This is a genomic window from Pseudomonas chlororaphis subsp. aurantiaca, assembly GCF_013466605.1.
Lineage (GTDB): Bacteria > Pseudomonadota > Gammaproteobacteria > Pseudomonadales > Pseudomonadaceae > Aquipseudomonas > Aquipseudomonas chlororaphis_I.
This window is the reverse complement of record NZ_CP059162.1, coordinates 4868338-4884012: the sequence shown is the minus strand read 5'-3', so window position 1 is coordinate 4884012 and position 15675 is coordinate 4868338. Positions and strand designations below refer to the sequence as shown.

Annotated in this window: 14 protein-coding genes; 13 read left to right on the top strand and 1 reads right to left on the bottom strand. The window is 54.6% G+C overall.

Annotated elements, in window-relative coordinates; translation table 11 throughout:
- Positions 1 to 23: 23 nt before the first annotated feature.
- The 12 genes from H0I86_RS21915 (at position 24) to H0I86_RS21860 (ending at position 13633) form a co-directional block, all read left to right on the top strand.
- On the top strand, positions 24 to 2231 hold the full coding sequence (locus H0I86_RS21915; protein ID WP_180925894.1) for a bifunctional prephenate dehydrogenase/3-phosphoshikimate 1-carboxyvinyltransferase: 2208 nt from the start codon (positions 24 to 26) through the stop codon (positions 2229 to 2231).
- Complete coding sequence (gene cmk / locus H0I86_RS21910; RefSeq protein WP_007931317.1) at positions 2228 to 2917, top strand: (d)CMP kinase; 690 nt, start codon at positions 2228 to 2230, stop codon at positions 2915 to 2917. The genes H0I86_RS21915 and cmk overlap by 4 nt, the downstream gene beginning before the upstream one ends.
- 121 nt (positions 2918 to 3038) lie before the next feature.
- Complete coding sequence (gene rpsA / locus H0I86_RS21905; protein ID WP_007931318.1) at positions 3039 to 4733, top strand: 30S ribosomal protein S1; 1695 nt, start codon at positions 3039 to 3041, stop codon at positions 4731 to 4733.
- A 203-nt stretch (positions 4734 to 4936) separates the two neighbouring features.
- Positions 4937 to 5218, top strand: coding sequence for a hypothetical protein (locus H0I86_RS21900; RefSeq protein WP_180922162.1), 282 nt, complete (start codon positions 4937 to 4939; stop codon positions 5216 to 5218).
- A 183-nt stretch (positions 5219 to 5401) separates the two neighbouring features.
- Positions 5402 to 5698: an integration host factor subunit beta gene (gene ihfB, locus H0I86_RS21895; protein ID WP_003369729.1), complete on the top strand. Its 297-nt coding sequence runs from the start codon at positions 5402 to 5404 to the stop codon at positions 5696 to 5698.
- Between the two features lie 24 nt (positions 5699 to 5722).
- Complete coding sequence (locus H0I86_RS21890; protein ID WP_016704362.1) at positions 5723 to 5962, top strand: LapA family protein; 240 nt, start codon at positions 5723 to 5725, stop codon at positions 5960 to 5962.
- Between the two features lie 347 nt (positions 5963 to 6309).
- Positions 6310 to 7233 carry a glycosyltransferase gene (locus H0I86_RS21885; RefSeq protein WP_180922161.1) on the top strand — a complete coding sequence of 308 codons (924 nt, stop codon included), beginning with the start codon at positions 6310 to 6312 and terminating at the stop codon, positions 7231 to 7233.
- Positions 7230 to 8192 (top strand): UDP-glucose 4-epimerase family protein, encoded by a 963-nt coding sequence (locus H0I86_RS21880; protein ID WP_180922160.1) that lies wholly within the window; start codon positions 7230 to 7232, stop codon positions 8190 to 8192. The genes H0I86_RS21885 and H0I86_RS21880 overlap by 4 nt, the downstream gene beginning before the upstream one ends.
- Complete coding sequence (locus tag H0I86_RS21875) at positions 8189 to 9214, top strand: MraY family glycosyltransferase (RefSeq protein WP_180922159.1); 1026 nt, start codon at positions 8189 to 8191, stop codon at positions 9212 to 9214. Before H0I86_RS21880 ends, H0I86_RS21875 begins: the two co-directional genes overlap by 4 nt.
- A 960-nt stretch (positions 9215 to 10174) precedes the next feature.
- Positions 10175 to 12169 (top strand): polysaccharide biosynthesis protein, encoded by a 1995-nt coding sequence (locus H0I86_RS21870; RefSeq protein WP_180922158.1) that lies wholly within the window; start codon positions 10175 to 10177, stop codon positions 12167 to 12169.
- A 112-nt stretch (positions 12170 to 12281) separates the two neighbouring features.
- Positions 12282 to 12614 (top strand): ComEA family DNA-binding protein, encoded by a 333-nt coding sequence (locus tag H0I86_RS21865; RefSeq protein ID WP_180922157.1) that lies wholly within the window; start codon positions 12282 to 12284, stop codon positions 12612 to 12614.
- A 224-nt stretch (positions 12615 to 12838) separates the two neighbouring features.
- Complete coding sequence (locus H0I86_RS21860) at positions 12839 to 13633, top strand: SDR family NAD(P)-dependent oxidoreductase (RefSeq protein ID WP_023966338.1); 795 nt, start codon at positions 12839 to 12841, stop codon at positions 13631 to 13633.
- 28 nt (positions 13634 to 13661) lie between these two features.
- Here H0I86_RS21860 and H0I86_RS21855 read toward each other — a convergent pair whose 3' ends face one another.
- A complete protein-coding gene (locus H0I86_RS21855; protein WP_180922156.1) occupies positions 13662 to 14228 on the bottom strand; it encodes a TetR/AcrR family transcriptional regulator in 567 nt (188 codons plus the stop codon).
- A gap of 182 nt (positions 14229 to 14410) precedes the next feature.
- On the opposite strand from H0I86_RS21855, the gene H0I86_RS21850 reads away from it, so the two are divergent.
- Positions 14411 to 15630 (top strand): IS3 family transposase gene (locus H0I86_RS21850; RefSeq protein WP_373369362.1). Its coding sequence is split into 2 segments (ribosomal slippage): positions 14411 to 14756 and positions 14756 to 15630, totalling 1221 coding nucleotides; the frame shifts between segments, so codons are not numbered across the junction.
- Positions 15631 to 15675: the final 45 nt, after the last annotated feature.

Below are 15675 nucleotides of genomic sequence, written 5' to 3'. Positions count from 1 at the left end.
TTCCAGTGCAACCTGCGGTGCCTATGATCGGTCGCCTGGTGGTGGTCGGTCTGGGACTGATCGGCGGTTCCTTTGCCAAGGGCCTGCGTGAAAGTGGCGTATGCCGCGAGGTTGTCGGCGTCGATCTCGACCCGCAATCGCGCAAGCTGGCCGTTGAGCTGGGTGTGGTGGATCGCTGTGAAGAAGACCTGGCGCTGGCGTGCCAGGGCGCTGACGTGATCCAGCTGGCGGTACCGATTCTGGCCATGGAAAAGCTACTGGCGATTCTGGCCGGCATGGATCTGGGGCAGGCGATCCTGACCGATGTCGGCAGTGCCAAGGGCAATGTAGTGCGGGCGGCGACCGAGGCTTTTGGCAGCATGCCACCGCGCTTCGTCCCGGGGCATCCGATCGCCGGTTCCGAGCAGAGTGGGGTGGAGGCCGCCAATGGCCAGTTGTTCCGTCGCCACAAGGTGATCCTGACGCCGCTGGAGCAGACCGACCCGGCAGCGCTGGCGGTGGTCGACAAGCTCTGGCGAGAGCTGGGGGCCGATGTCGAGCACATGCAGGTCGAGCGCCACGATGAAGTGCTGGCGGCGACCAGTCATCTGCCGCACTTGCTGGCATTCGGTCTGGTCGATTCGTTGGCCAAGCGCAGTGAAAATCTGGACATCTTCCGCTACGCTGCGGGCGGTTTCCGTGATTTCACGAGAATCGCCGGTAGTGACCCGGTCATGTGGCACGACATCTTCCTCGCCAATCGCGAAGCTGTCCTGCGCACACTCGATACATTTCGCAATGACCTCGACGCCTTGCGCGACGCGGTCGATGCAGGGGATGGGCACCAGTTGTTGGGCGTATTCACTCGCGCCCGGGTTGCTCGCGAGCATTTCAGTAAAATCCTGGCCCGTCGGGCCTATGTGGACGCTATGAACTCCAATAACCTGATTTTCCTGGCAAATCCTGGTGGCCGCCTGACTGGGCGGATTCGTGTACCAGGCGACAAGTCGATTTCTCACCGTTCGATCATGCTCGGCTCCCTGGCTGAAGGTACTACCGAAGTCGAAGGCTTCCTCGAGGGCGAGGACGCCCTGGCGACGCTGCAGGCTTTCCGTGACATGGGCGTGGTGATCGAAGGCCCGCACCATGGTCGCGTGACCATCCATGGTGTCGGCCTGCATGGCTTGAAGCCGGCTCCGGGCCCGATCTACCTGGGCAACTCCGGCACCTCGATGCGGCTGCTGTCCGGCCTGTTGGCTGCGCAGAGTTTCGATAGCGTGCTGACGGGCGATGCCTCGTTGTCCAAGCGTCCGATGAATCGCGTAGCCAATCCGCTGCGCGAGATGGGGGCGGTGATTGAAACCGCCGCGGAAGGGCGTCCGCCGATGACCATCCGTGGTGGTCACAAGCTCAAGGGCCTGACTTACACCATGCCAATGGCCAGTGCCCAGGTTAAGTCCTGCCTGCTGTTGGCTGGCCTGTATGCCGAGGGCAAGACCACGGTGACTGAGCCTGCGCCAACCCGTGATCATACCGAGCGCATGCTGCGTGGCTTCGGTTACCCGGTAGCGGTCGACGGCGCCACGGCCTCGGTCGAGTCCGGTGGCAAGCTGCAGGCGACCCATATCGAGGTGCCTGCGGATATCTCCTCGGCGGCCTTCTTCCTGGTGGCTGCGTCCATCGCCGAAGGTTCCGAGCTGGTGCTCGAGCACGTTGGCATCAACCCGACTCGCACCGGGGTCATCGATATCCTGCGCCTGATGGGGGCTGATATCAGCCTGGAAAACCAGCGTGAAGTCGGCGGCGAGCCTGTGGCGGACCTGCGTGTTCGCGCGGCGAAGCTTAAGGGGGTCGAGATTCCGGAAGAGTTGGTCCCGTTGGCGATCGACGAATTCCCGGTGCTGTTCGTTGCTGCAGCCTGCGCCGAAGGGCGGACCGTGCTGCGTGGCGCCGAAGAGCTGCGGGTCAAGGAGTCCGACCGCATCCAGGTGATGGCCGACGGCTTGCTGGCCCTGGGCGTCAAGTGTGAGCCGACGCCGGACGGTATCATCATTGATGGCAGCCAGATTGGCGGCGGCGAAGTGCACGGGCATGGCGATCACCGTATCGCCATGGCCTTCAGCGTGGCCTCGTTGCGCGCCAATGCGCCAATCCGCATCCATGACTGCGCCAACGTTGCCACGTCCTTTCCGAACTTCCTCGCGCTATGCGCGCAGGTCGGCATTCGTGTTGCGCAAGAGGCTCAGTCGTGAACATCAAGGCGCCAGTCATCACCATCGATGGGCCAAGTGGCTCGGGCAAGGGCACTATCGCCGGGATTCTGGCCAAGCGCCTGGGTTGGTGTCTGTTGGATTCCGGTGCCTTGTACCGTTTGCTGGCTTTTGCCGCGCGCAATCATGGTGTCGACCTGACCAATGAGGAATCGCTGAAACTGTTGGCGGCTCATCTGGATGTGCAGTTCGTCGGCGCGACCGAAGGTCATCCGCAACGCATCATCCTGGAAGGTGATGACGTCACCGACGATTTGCGCAACGAGCAGGTGGGGGCCTGGGCATCCCAGGTCGCGGCGCTGCCGGCCGTGCGTGATGCGCTGCTGCAGCGTCAGCGGGCTTTTCAGGAGCCGCCGGGGCTGGTGGCCGATGGGCGTGACATGGGGACAGTGGTGTTTCCCGATGCACCCCTGAAGATATTTCTCACTGCAAGTGCCGAGGAGCGCGCGCGTCGCCGTTACTTGCAGTTGAAGGGAAAAGTCGATGGTGTTAGTCTGTCGAGTCTGCTAGATGAGATTCGTGCGCGCGATGAGCGTGACACCCAGCGAGCAGTCGCCCCGCTCAAGCCGGCGGTTGACGCTATACAGCTGGATTCCACGGAGTTGTCCATCGAGCAGGTGCTGGAACGCATCTTGAGTGAAATCGCCATCCGCGATATCGCCGGGTGACCAAGGAGGAGCGCAGGGGACCAGTCATAGTCCTGCGGTCCTTCTTTTATATGAACGTAACCCACATTGTCTGGGATGTGGCAGATGGGCGTATTCTTCGCCCTTATCAACAGGAATTAAAATGAGCGAAAGCTTTGCGGAACTCTTTGAAGAAAGCCTAAAAACCCTGAACCTTCAGGCAGGCTCCATCATCACCGGTGTTATCGTCGACATCGACTACCAAGCGCGTTGGGTAACCGTTCACGCTGGTCTGAAGTCTGAAGCGCTGATCCCGCTTGAGCAGTTCTACAACGATGCTGGCGAACTGTCCATCAATGTTGGTGATGAAGTTCACGTTGCTCTGGATTCGGTTGAAGACGGCTTTGGTGAAACCAAGCTGTCCCGTGAAAAAGCCAAGCGCGCTGAATGCTGGATCGTTCTGGAAGCAGCCTTCGCAGCCGAAGAAGTGGTCAAGGGCGTTATCAACGGTAAGGTTAAAGGCGGCTTCACTGTCGACGTTAACGGCATCCGTGCGTTCCTGCCAGGTTCTCTGGTTGACGTCCGTCCAGTGCGCGACACCACGCACCTGGAAGGCAAAGAGCTCGAGTTTAAAGTCATCAAACTCGACCAGAAGCGCAACAACGTTGTCGTTTCCCGCCGTAGCGTCCTCGAAGCCGAGAACTCCGCTGAGCGTGAAGCTCTGCTGGAATCCCTGCAGGAAGGTCAGCAAGTCAAAGGTATCGTCAAAAACCTCACCGATTACGGCGCATTCGTCGATCTGGGTGGCGTCGATGGCCTGCTGCACATCACCGACATGGCTTGGAAGCGTATCAAGCATCCTTCCGAAATCGTCAACGTTGGCGACGAGATCGATGTCAAGGTTCTGAAGTACGATCGCGAGCGCAATCGTGTTTCCCTGGGCCTGAAGCAACTGGGCGAAGATCCATGGGTTGCTATCAAAGCCCGTTACCCAGAAAGCACTCGCGTTACCGCTCGTGTAACCAACCTGACCGACTACGGCTGCTTCGCTGAGCTGGAAGAAGGCGTTGAAGGTCTGGTGCACGTTTCGGAAATGGACTGGACCAACAAGAACATCCATCCTTCGAAAGTCGTGCAAGTCGGCGACGAAGTGGAAGTTATGGTTCTGGACATCGACGAAGAGCGTCGTCGTATCTCCCTGGGCATCAAGCAGTGCAAATCTAACCCATGGGAAGATTTCTCTGGCCAGTTCAACAAGGGCGACAAAATCTCCGGCACCATCAAGTCGATCACCGATTTCGGTATCTTCATTGGTCTGGACGGTGGCATCGACGGTCTGGTTCACCTGTCCGATATCTCCTGGAACGAAGTGGGCGAAGAAGCCGTACGCCGCTTCAAGAAGGGCGACGAGCTGGACACCGTTATCCTGTCGGTTGACCCAGAGCGTGAGCGCATCTCCCTGGGTATCAAGCAACTGGAAAGCGATCCGTTCTCCGAGTACGTTCAAGAGAACGACAAGGGTGCAATCGTTAAGGGTGTTGTAAAAGAAGTTGACGCCAAAGGCGCCATCATCACCCTGGCCAACGATATCGAAGCGACTCTGAAAGCCTCCGAAATCAGCCGTGATCGCATCGAAGATGCTCGTAACGTCCTGAAAGAAGGCGAAGAAGTTGAAGCCAAGATCATCAGCGTTGACCGTAAGAGCCGTGTAATCCAGCTCTCGATCAAGTCGAAAGACGTTGAAGACGAGAAAGAAGCTATCCAGAGCCTGCGCGACAAGCCAGCCGCTTCGGATATCGCTGCTGGTCCTACCACTCTGGGCGACCTGCTGCGTGCACAGATGGAAAAGCAGAACTAAGTTCTGTCAGGCCATAGAAAAGGGCGACTTCGGTCGCCCTTTTTTGTGTCTGAGATTTGGGGTTTGGCTTGCTTCTATCAGGGGAAGGGAAACCAATAGAGTCATTCGAGTGTCTATTTTCTTAAGCGGATCAATAACCTATTCAGGGCCAGGCTTGCTTGAGCTGAATGAAGGTGGGGCGATTGCCCGGTATAAGGAAGTAGATGAAAAATCTCCTCGTGGTTTTTACGGTTCTAGTCTTGGTGGGTTGTACGACCAATGCCAAGGTCCATGCGGTCCGTGGTGTCAGTGGCATCGAGATCGACTGCTCCGGTCTTGGGGCTGGATGGGATAAGTGCTACAAGCGCGCTGAGCGTGAATGCAAGGGGGATGGCTACAAAGTCATCACCAGGTCCAGTGATGCCAAGGACGAGGAGGGTGACTATCCCTTTGGCTGGAATCCTGCGGGTTACCTCACGCGAACCATGCTTGTCATATGCCGCTAGTAGAATGGCGTGGTGGGAGGTCAAATCGCTGCAGGGTTTTCGTTTCGTGCGCTGTTGAATGCCTTCGTTTGTGGCGTTTTCGCAAGGGGCGAGATAAGTCAATGCTTGGGCTGTTCAAAATCCCTCGGTCGTGCTAAAACCTTTGAAGCGCTTATCTAGCTGCTTGAAAAAGAAGGGAAAAATATGACGAAGTCGGAGTTGATCGAACGAATTGTCACCCATCAAGGGCTACTCTCATCCAAGGATGTGGAGCTGGCCATCAAGACCATGCTTGAGCAAATGTCCCAGTGCCTGGCAACCGGAGATCGTATTGAGATTCGGGGCTTTGGTAGCTTTTCTCTGCACTATCGTGCACCGCGTGTCGGGCGTAACCCGAAGACTGGTCAGTCTGTCAGTCTCGATGGCAAGTTCGTTCCGCATTTCAAGCCAGGCAAAGAGCTGCGCGATCGTGTGAACGAAGATGAGGAGGAAGGGCTTTGACCAGGTCGGTTCAAGGGGCGGTTCATGCGTAATCTCAAGCGTGTACTTCTCGTGGCGCTTATTCTTTTGCTTGTTCTGGCGATCCTTGCTTTTGTGCTTGAGAATCAGCAATCCGTCTCTTTGTTATTCCTTGGCTGGGTTGGGCCACAGCTTCCGGTATCGTTGGTCGCAATCACTGCCTTATTGTTTGGCATGCTAATCGGTCCGCTGTTGGGTTGGCTAGTTGGCTTTGCTATTAGAGGGCGGCGTAGGCGCTTGGTCTAACTGGATTGGCGGCACGGCTCGCTCCTTTTTGTTGCGTGAGATTAACCATATCCTTGTAAGACCTTCTAAATGTAAAATGTAGCGTTTGCACAGATAGTGAGTGATTACGATACCTATCCAAATGGGCTATTTCATAGCAGACTGATTCGGTGGTATATCCTGCATTCATGGATAAGACGGTGCTATTAAGGTGGTTCTGTTGTCAGCTCAAGGGTATGGTGTCGCGTGAAAACTCTAGTAACCAATGCAGCTGAATTTATCGGCTCTGTAGTCATTCATAACTTGCGCTGAATTGAGCGTTTCATCTTTTCGAATAGTAAGGTTCAGTTGGTACAAGTAGGAATGATATGTCGGTGAAATATCCTAAGATCGCAGTTTTGCTGGCTGCCTATAATGGCATGCAGTGGATCGAAGAACAGTTGGTCTCGATCCTTGGTCAATCAGCAGTCGATATAACCATCTACATAAGTATTGACCCTTCTACTGACGGAACAGAAGCTTGGTGCGCGCTCTATGCTGCGGAACATCCTCGCGTTGTCGTGCTGCCGGATGCTGGCAGCTTTGGTGGCGCCTCGCGTAATTTCTTCAGGCTGATCCGCGATGTCGATTTTGAAGGGTACGATTTCATCGCCTTTGCCGATCAGGATGACGTTTGGCATTCGGACAAACTGCGGCGTGCAACCCGGGTGCTTCAAACCCATCATGTGGATGCCTACTCCAGCAACGTCACTGCCTTTTGGCCAGACGGCAGAACTCTTCTGCTGGATAAAGCGCAGCCTCAGGTTGCCTGGGACTTTCTGTTTGAAGCGGCCGGCCCCGGCTGTACTTACGTAATGAGCCAAAGCCTTGTGGGGCCGTTGAAGGCTTCGATGCTCGCAAACTGGCAGCCACTGCAGGATGTCAGCTTACATGACTGGTACTGCTATGCCTTTGCTCGTAGCCATGGTTACCGCTGGTTCATCGATCTCGTACCATCAATGGACTATCGCCAGCACGAGCGTAATCAGGTTGGTGCCAATACTGGGTTGAGCCCATTGATAGCTCGCTATAAAACCATTCATGACGGTTGGTGGTTCAATCAAGTACAACTGATAGCTCGTCTGGTGGGGCAGGGTGCCGATCCGTTCGTGAAAACTTGGTTGCAGTTGCGACGCCGGCAACTGATCAAGTTGTCCTTCAGCGCTTGGAAATGCCGACGCCGGGTCCGCGACAAGGTATTTTTCTTTTTTATCTGCTGGGCCACTGCGTTGATAGGGAATAAAACGCAATGACAACCCTAAAGGTATTGGTGACAGGGGCAAATGGGTTTGTCGGTGAAGCGGTAGTCTTTCGTCTATTACTGGACAAGAAGTTCACCCCAATCGCGGCGGCTCGAGGGGTAACGCGACTGTGTGGCTTATGCTCGGTAGCCACCTTCGATCTGACCAACCCCAAGCCTTTGCCCTTATTAAATAATGTACATGCGATCATTCATGCTGCCGCCCGCGTTCATGTGATGAATGAAACGGCGGTGGACGCTTTGGCTGAATTTCGCAAGATTAACGTGGAAGGGACTTTCCGGCTGGCACAGCGCGCTGCCGCATCAGGAGTAAAGCGCTTCATCTTCATCAGTTCTATCAAGGTCAACGGTGAAAGCACTATCCCGGGCAAATCGTTTAAAGCCGATGATTCTCCGGCCCCAGTTGATCCTTATAGCGTGTCCAAGCACGAAGCGGAGGAAGCCTTGAGAAAGCTTGGTCAAGAGACTGGCATGGAGGTGGTGATCATCCGCCCGCCATTGGTCTATGGGCCGGGAGTCAAAGCTAACTTCCTGAGTATGCTAAGTTGGCTCAATAGAGGTATACCATTGCCATTGGGTGCGATTCGTAACCAGCGGAGTCTGGTGGCAATCGGAAACTTGGTAGACTTGGTAGTTACTTGCATCGATCATCCTGCTGCTGCGAATCACACTTTTTTAGTCTGCGACGGTGAATGCTTATCTACAACCCAATTGTTGCGACGTCTGGCCAAGGCGTTGGGCAAAAATGCCCAATTGCTGTGGCTGCCTGAGTCTCTATTGAAACTGGCAGCTTCAATACTGGGGAAACAAGCCGTTGCCCAGCGAATATGTGGGTCGTTGCAGGTTGATATCAGCAAGAACCGCGAGTTGTTGGGGTGGACTCCTCCCATTAATATGGACAAAGCTATGCGGCAGACTGCTAGCCATTATCTGGATAAACAAGTGAAATGATTTTTTGGTGGCTGCTACTTGCGGTATTTTCAACTTCTTGTGTACTGACACTCGTCCTGCGACGTTACGCTCTGGCTAAGAGTTTGATGGATATACCCAACGAGCGCAGTTCTCACTCAATCCCTACGCCTCGTGGTGGGGGGGTGGCAATCGTTGTCGCCTTTGTGCTGGCGCTTCCCATTCTTACTAGCCTCAACCTGCTGAGCTTTGCCGTATTGTATGGCCTTCTGGGCTCCGGTCTACTTGTTGCGGTGATTGGTTTCGCCGATGACCATGGGCATATCGTTGCCAAATGGCGACTGCTGGGGCACTTCATTGCGGCGGTATGGGGGCTGTTTTGGCTAAACGGTCTCCCACCAATGTCGATCTTTGGAGTCATACTTGATCTGGGGTGGTTTGGTAATGTTTTGGCCCTGGTCTATCTGGTCTGGATGCTTAATCTTTATAATTTCATGGATGGCATTGATGGTTTGGCCAGTGTCGAAGCGATCAGCGCTTGCCTGGGAATTTGTCTGGTTTATTGGCTTGGCGGGGTCGCTGAGCTGATCTGGATGCCGCTGATTCTGGCAGCCTCAGTGGCAGGCTTTCTTTGCTGGAACTTCCCCCCGGCGCGGATTTTCATGGGTGATGCGGGGAGTGGCTTCCTTGGTTTTCTTCTAGGAGGGTTAGCGCTTCAGGCGGCCTGGATAGTTCCTGAAATATTCTGGAGTTGGATGATTTTGCTAGGGGTATTTATCGTCGATGCCACTTGGACATTGATTAGGCGATTTGCTCGTGGAGATAAAGTATTTCAAGCTCATCGAAGCCATGCTTATCAATATGCATCGCGTCGTTTTTCTAGTCATAAAGTCGTTACATATAGCGTTGCGGTTATAAACATTGTGTGGCTGACTCCATGGGCAGTTATTGTAGCTAAGGGAGGCTTGCATGGAGTTGAAGGTATGTTGTTAGCGTATTTTCCTTTATTTGTTCTTGGTTATGTATTCAATGCTGGCGCACTGGAGGATAGTAACCAAGCTTGATAAGTATATACTACCGCATACCCAGCATAAGCGATCCATTGCATTTATATTTAATCCTTCCAGTTGCAGTCTGACGCTATACCCATGATTTCATCATGAGATGGATGGCCCCAGAAAGATCTTAGCGCAACATCAAATTAAGCCTCCTATTTGCGTAATCTAACTATGCATTCTCATACCATAATTCGCTTTGATTCAAAGCAGTAGTCATATGTGATAGTTTCATATATAGGAGCTTTTGAGGGCCAGTCATTCCTATTGTGCTCATAGCATCGGGTGACCGCTCTTCAGTGGGTAATGCAGCGCTTGAGTGGTGATTTCCTGCCTTGGTCGAGAGTATCGTTTTTTTGATGCTAACGGGAAAGCTGATTGTAATGATTTCCTATTGGTTTGAATGTTTTGAAGTGTAATTGTGCGGTATTTTGATATGCTGTTCTATATTGTCTTTGTCTGAAATTAAGAGTGTCTTCGGTATTAGGTGGCTTCGAGAAAGTCCTGAGAATTAATCTTTCTATTTTTTGTGGGGGTGTATTATTTTTTTACCATAGCTTGAATAAGGTTGATGGTTTATAAAAAATTTAAGGTGCATTCCGTTGATATGAAAAAACAGATAGGGTTTAAATTGGGTTGTCCCATAACTTAGTATTAAGTAACACTGGCCTTTTTTGCTGTAGCCACGGCTGCTAGATTTTTTCTGTATGGCTCATTGAGGATGCTGCAATTTAACTGGGTAAGTTTTTCGTTTGTTTCAGAGGGTGATAATATCGGTAGGCTGTAACTCTGGCTCTGTCTTTGCGGTAAGGACTGCCTGTATTTTGTTGCAAATAGTGGCATTGTGCTGTTGGGCTGGGTCTCCAGGACGGAGGGTAGACATCTGGTATCAAAAGGCTAGGTTCGATTTGACCTTATAGTACAATGATAGGGGATTCGAGAGGGATCAAACCAACCCGGTTGAGGTATATGGATAAAATACGTGTTTTTTTGCTAGGCCTACCTCGCAGACAAAAAAGGCTGATTCAGGTCTTTGCAGACATTGTCCTGGTTTGGGTTGCGCTCTGGTTGGCGTTTATAGTACGGCTAGGCATTGATGAGATGGTCAACCCCTTAAAAATACATCTCTGGCTGTTCCTCTGCGCTCCTCTCGTTGCAATTCCACTTTTCATCCGTTTTGGTATGTACCGGGCCGTCATGCGCTATTTTGGTAATGATGCGCTTATTGCCATCATCAAGGCTGTCAGTCTTTCATCACTCATTTTGGCAGTCATTGTCTATTGGTACAGCAACCACTCGGCCGTAGTCCCTCGCTCCATCATCTTCAACTACTGGTGGTTAAGCCTCGTCATCATCGGCGGCCTACGTCTCTGCATGCGCCAGTATTTCATGGGCGACTGGTTCACCGCAGCCCAACACGTGCCGTTTACCAATCGCGATGACGGGCTGACCAAGGTCGCCATTTATGGTGCTGGCGTTGCAGGCAACCAGCTGGTTGCGGCGCTGCGCATGGGGCGAGTAATGCGTCCCGTGGCTTTTGTCGATGATGATCCGAGTATTGCGGATCGCTCCATTGCTGGCCTGCAGGTTTACAAGCCCAAGCACATCCAACAGATGATTGAGGTAACCGGCGCTCAGGAAATTCTCTTGGCATTGCCGTCGTCGACTCGTGCGCGGCGCCGGGAAATTCTCAATCTGCTTGAGGGTTTTCCGCTCCATGTGCGCAGTGTTCCGAATTTCACCGACCTGGCCAGCGGGCGTGTGAAGGTCGACGATATTCAGGAAGTCGATATTGCAGACTTGCTAGGGCGCGATGCTGTACCTGCTCAGCCTGACCTGCTGGCCCGTTGTATCAAGGGCAAGACGGTTCTGGTGACCGGCGCAGGCGGTTCGATCGGGGCCGAGCTCTGCCGGCAGATCTTTTCGTTGGGACCGACCACGCTCCTGTTGTTCGATCACAGTGAGTTCAATCTCTACAACATCCTGTCGGAACTCGAACAGCGTCTCTCCCGCGAGTCGTCGCCTGTTCGGTTGCTGCCTATTCTTGGCTCGATCCGCAATCCGCATAAGCTGCTGGATGTGATGAAGACCTGGAATGTCGATACGGTCTATCACGCGGCGGCCTACAAGCATGTGCCGATGGTCGAGCACAATATTTCCGAAGGCGTCCTGAATAATGTGATGGGTACGCTCAACACTGCTCAGGCTGCATTACAGGCCGGCGTGGCCAACTTTGTGCTGATTTCCACCGACAAGGCGGTACGCCCAACCAATGTGATGGGGAGCACCAAGCGTCTCGCTGAATTGACCCTACAGGCTCTAAGTCGTGAAATCGCACCGGTTCTGTTCGGCGACAAGGCCAACGTATCGCGTGTCAACAAAACCCGTTTCACCATGGTGCGTTTTGGCAATGTGCTGGGGTCTTCAGGCTCGGTAATTCCGTTGTTCCACAGCCAGATCAAATCTGGTGGTCCACTGACCGTTACCCATCCGAAGATCACCCGTTACTTCATGACCATCCCCGAGGCGGCGCAACTGGTGATTCAGGCCGGTTCCATGGGGCAGGGCGGCGATGTGTTTGTGTTGGACATGGGTGAGCCGGTGAGGATTGTCGAGCTGGCCGAGAAGATGATTCACCTCTCTGGGTTGAGTATTCGTTCGGAGAGGAACCCCCAGGGCGACATCGCCATCGAGTTCACGGGCTTGCGCCCGGGCGAAAAGCTTTACGAAGAGTTACTGATTGGCGACAACGTTTCTGCCACTCAGCACCCGATGATCATGAGCGCCAGTGAGGATCATCTGCCTTGGGACTTGCTGAAAGCCAAGCTGGCGGAATTACTGGCGGCCGTTGAGCAGGATGACTATTCCAGGGTTCGGCAACTGCTGCGCGAGACTGTCAGCGGTTACACCCCGGATGGCGATATTGTCGACTGGATTTACCAGCAGCGTCGCCTCGAACCCTGAGCTTACATACGTTGTAACCCAGTCACTTTTGACTTGCCCGTGGCACCGCCTAGGTTTGGAGAGCAGCTTTGGAAAAGCTGCTTTTCCTAATCGATGTGATGGAGTGTCACTTATGCGTATCGCTTATTTCCCCTCTCTGGTCTTCGCTCTGATGGCCAGTCTTTCTTCCATTACCTACGCAGCACCAGCGGTCAATACCGAGGCCAAGGCTCCGGCAGTGGCGCAGGTGGCTTCTTCGGAGCAAGCGAGCAAGATCGATCTGAACACCGCCGATGCAGCGGCCTTGCAGCGTGAGCTGTCCGGCATTGGTGCGGTCAAGGCGCAAGCGATCGTTAAATATCGTGAGAGCAATGGACCTTTTACCTCGGTGGACGAACTGCTCGAGGTCAAGGGCATCGGCAAGGCGATTCTGGAAAGCAACCGGGAAAAATTGAAGGTCAACTGACGCTTCAATTCATGCACAAGGCCGATCAGTGATCGGCCTTGTGTTTTTCGGGCTCTAGTACGCAAAACACCATAAGCAGGATTGCGCCATTCAATGTTGTCTATCGCTTCGATAGAATTACGATCGTAATATTTTATTGAATTATGACTATAATCAAACCGCTTCCCAAGCAGCGTATCAATTCCTTCTCTTTCCCTACTCAAGCACTTTTCTGGAGAGCCGTTATGAACTCGATTTCCCCCAAGGGGCTGGCACTTGTCACCGGTGCTTCATCTGGCATCGGTGCGGTTTATGCCGAGCGGTTGGCCGCTCGTGGTTACGATCTGTTGCTAGTTGCACGAGATGAGCAGCGCCTGCAAACCGCGGCTACCCGGCTGCGGGCCGAGCACAAGGTGCAGGTTGAAGTGTTGAAAGCCGATCTGACGCTCAAGGCCGATGTGTTGAAGGTCGAGCAGCGATTGCGTTCCGACTCGAGTATCAGTCTGTTGCTGAATAATGCCGGTATCGCTGCCGACGGAAGCCTGGCCGTTGCCGATGCGGATCAGTTAGAGGCGATGATCCAGCTCAATGTGATCGCGGTCACTCGTCTGGCTGCCGCTGCTGCCGCCAGCTTCTCGGCAGCGGGAAGAGGGGCGATCATCAATATCGCTTCGGTGGTGGCGCTGATTCCCGAGCGTTTTAATGCGACCTACAGTGCGACCAAGGCCTATGTCCTGAGCCTGACTCAGTCGCTTGCTGCGGAACTGGACGGTAAAGGCGTGCAGGTCCAGGCGGTATTGCCCGGGGTAACCCGCACTGAGATCTGGGAACGCTCGGGTATAGACGCCCAGGGGATTCCAGCCGAAATGGTTATGGACGCCACCGAGATGGTGGATGCGGCTCTGGCCGGTTTTGACCAGGGTGAGTTGATCACCATCCCCTCGCTACCCGACTCGGCTGATTGGGACGCCTTCGTGGCTGCGCGTTTTGCCCTGGGGCCCAACCTGTCGAAAAGCAGCGCGGCTGCTCGCTACAAATAACCGTGTCGAGGCCGGAGGGTGGTGCGGTTCACTCCGCCTGCCCATCCTGCTTTTTCAGATGCTCGCGTGTTACCTCCAGTATCCGTTTGGCCAGGTCGGGGTTCTCGACACTGCGTGACAGCACCAGGGCCCCGACCAGGGTCGACATGATCACCAGGCTCTGGTCGGCGGCATTTTCTCCCTCGAGATTGGCCTCTACCTGCGCGAGTCGGGCATTGAGCACCGCATCGGTGGTGGGGCTGGCTTGCCCGCGCAGGCCCAGTTCCGAAGACATGGTGGGCAGCGGGCAGCCTTGACCGGGAGAGGTCTGATGCCACTCGGACAGGTAGCTGTCGATAAAGGCCTGCAGTGGCTGTTGCTGGGCAAACAGTGTGGTGCAGTGGGCATCGAGTTCTGCGGCCGCGGCCTGCAGGGCTTTTTCGACCAGATCGTCCTTGGATTTGAAATGCGAGTAAAAACCGCCATGGGTCAGGCCCAGGGCTTTCATCAGCGGTTGCAGGCCTGTCGCGCCGATGCCGTCGCGCCGAAAGCGCTCGGCGGCTTCCTTGATGATGCGTTGATGGGTTTGGGCTTTATGGTCTTGCGAGTAACGCATCGGGGAAGTCTCCACAGCTAGGGAGTCATCTTACCCAAGGTTGAAGGGAGGGGGATTGCACTTTTAACCCCAGAAACCTCATTTTCCCCACTGAATGACTAGAAAGTCATGGTGAACGAGCCCCATGAAAGACAGGACACTGTTTCCCCCTTACGATAAGGGATAGGCAAACGGTTATGTTTATGACTAACAGCAACGATAAGAGTGGGGAGCTTTTGGGCCAGGAGCGGCGGCGCCGCTGGAGCCCAGAGCAAAAGCTGGCCATGGTTCGCGAGAGCCTTGAGCCAGGACAAAGTGTGTCGGTCGTCGCTCGGCGCAACGGCATCAATGCCAATCAGCTGTTCTTGTGGCGCAAGCTGTATCAGGACGGCAGCCTGTCGGCGGTCAGTGCTGGCGAAGCCGTGGTGCCTGCCTCCGAGCTGAGCGATGCGCTCAAGCAGATCCGTGAACTGCAACGGATGCTGGGCAAGAAAACGATGGAAGCCGAAATCCTCAAAGAGGCCGTGGAGATCGCCCGGTCGCGAAAATGGATTGCGCACTCACCCTTGTTGCCGGGGGACGACCAGTGAAGCTGGTCAGCGAATGTCTCGGTGTGGCGCGCTCGCAATTAACGGTTCGAATCAAGCAATCGGTATCGCCCAAAGTACGGCGAAGTAGGCCTGTGGACGATGCTGCGCTGGTGGTCGAAATCCAGCAACAGGTCAGCGAGCTTCCCAGCTATGGCTACCGTCGTGTCTGGGGATTGCTGCGTCGCGCCCGTGAAACCCAGTCGCTGCCGGCGATCAACGTGAAACGAGTTTACCGGGTCATGCGTGATCACAACTTGCTGTTGGAACGTCGACTCAAACAGCCCGGCGTGCCGCGTCGGCACGAAGGCCGTATTGCGGTGAAAACCAGCGATACGCGTTGGTGCTCGGACGGCTTTGAGTTCCGCTGCGAGGACGGGGCCAAACTGAGCGTGACCTTCGCCCTGGACTGCTGTGATCGCGAGGCCATCGGCTGGGTCGCGAGCCCGACCGGGTACAGCGGCGATGATATCCGCGACTTGATGCTGGAAAGCGTGGAGAAGCGCTTTGGTGATCAACTGCCCGTCACGCCGGTGCAATGGCTAAGCGACAACGGCTCGGCGTACACCGCCGAACAGACACGCCTGTTTGCTCGACAGATCGGCTTGCAGCCGGTGACCACCCCGGTGCGCAGCCCGCAGAGCAACGGCATGGCCGAGAGCTTCGTGAAGACGATCAAGCGTGACTACGTGGCGCACATGCCCAAGCCGGATCGAGAAACGGCGTTGCGTAACTTGGCAATTGCCTTCGAGCATTACAACGAGCAGCATCCGCACAGCGCCTTGAATTACCGTTCACCGAGGGAGTTCAGGCGCTTGGCGCCAGCATCAATTTAACGGGGAGTTGGTGTCCGGTTTTGTAGGGGCAAGTCCACATGGTTT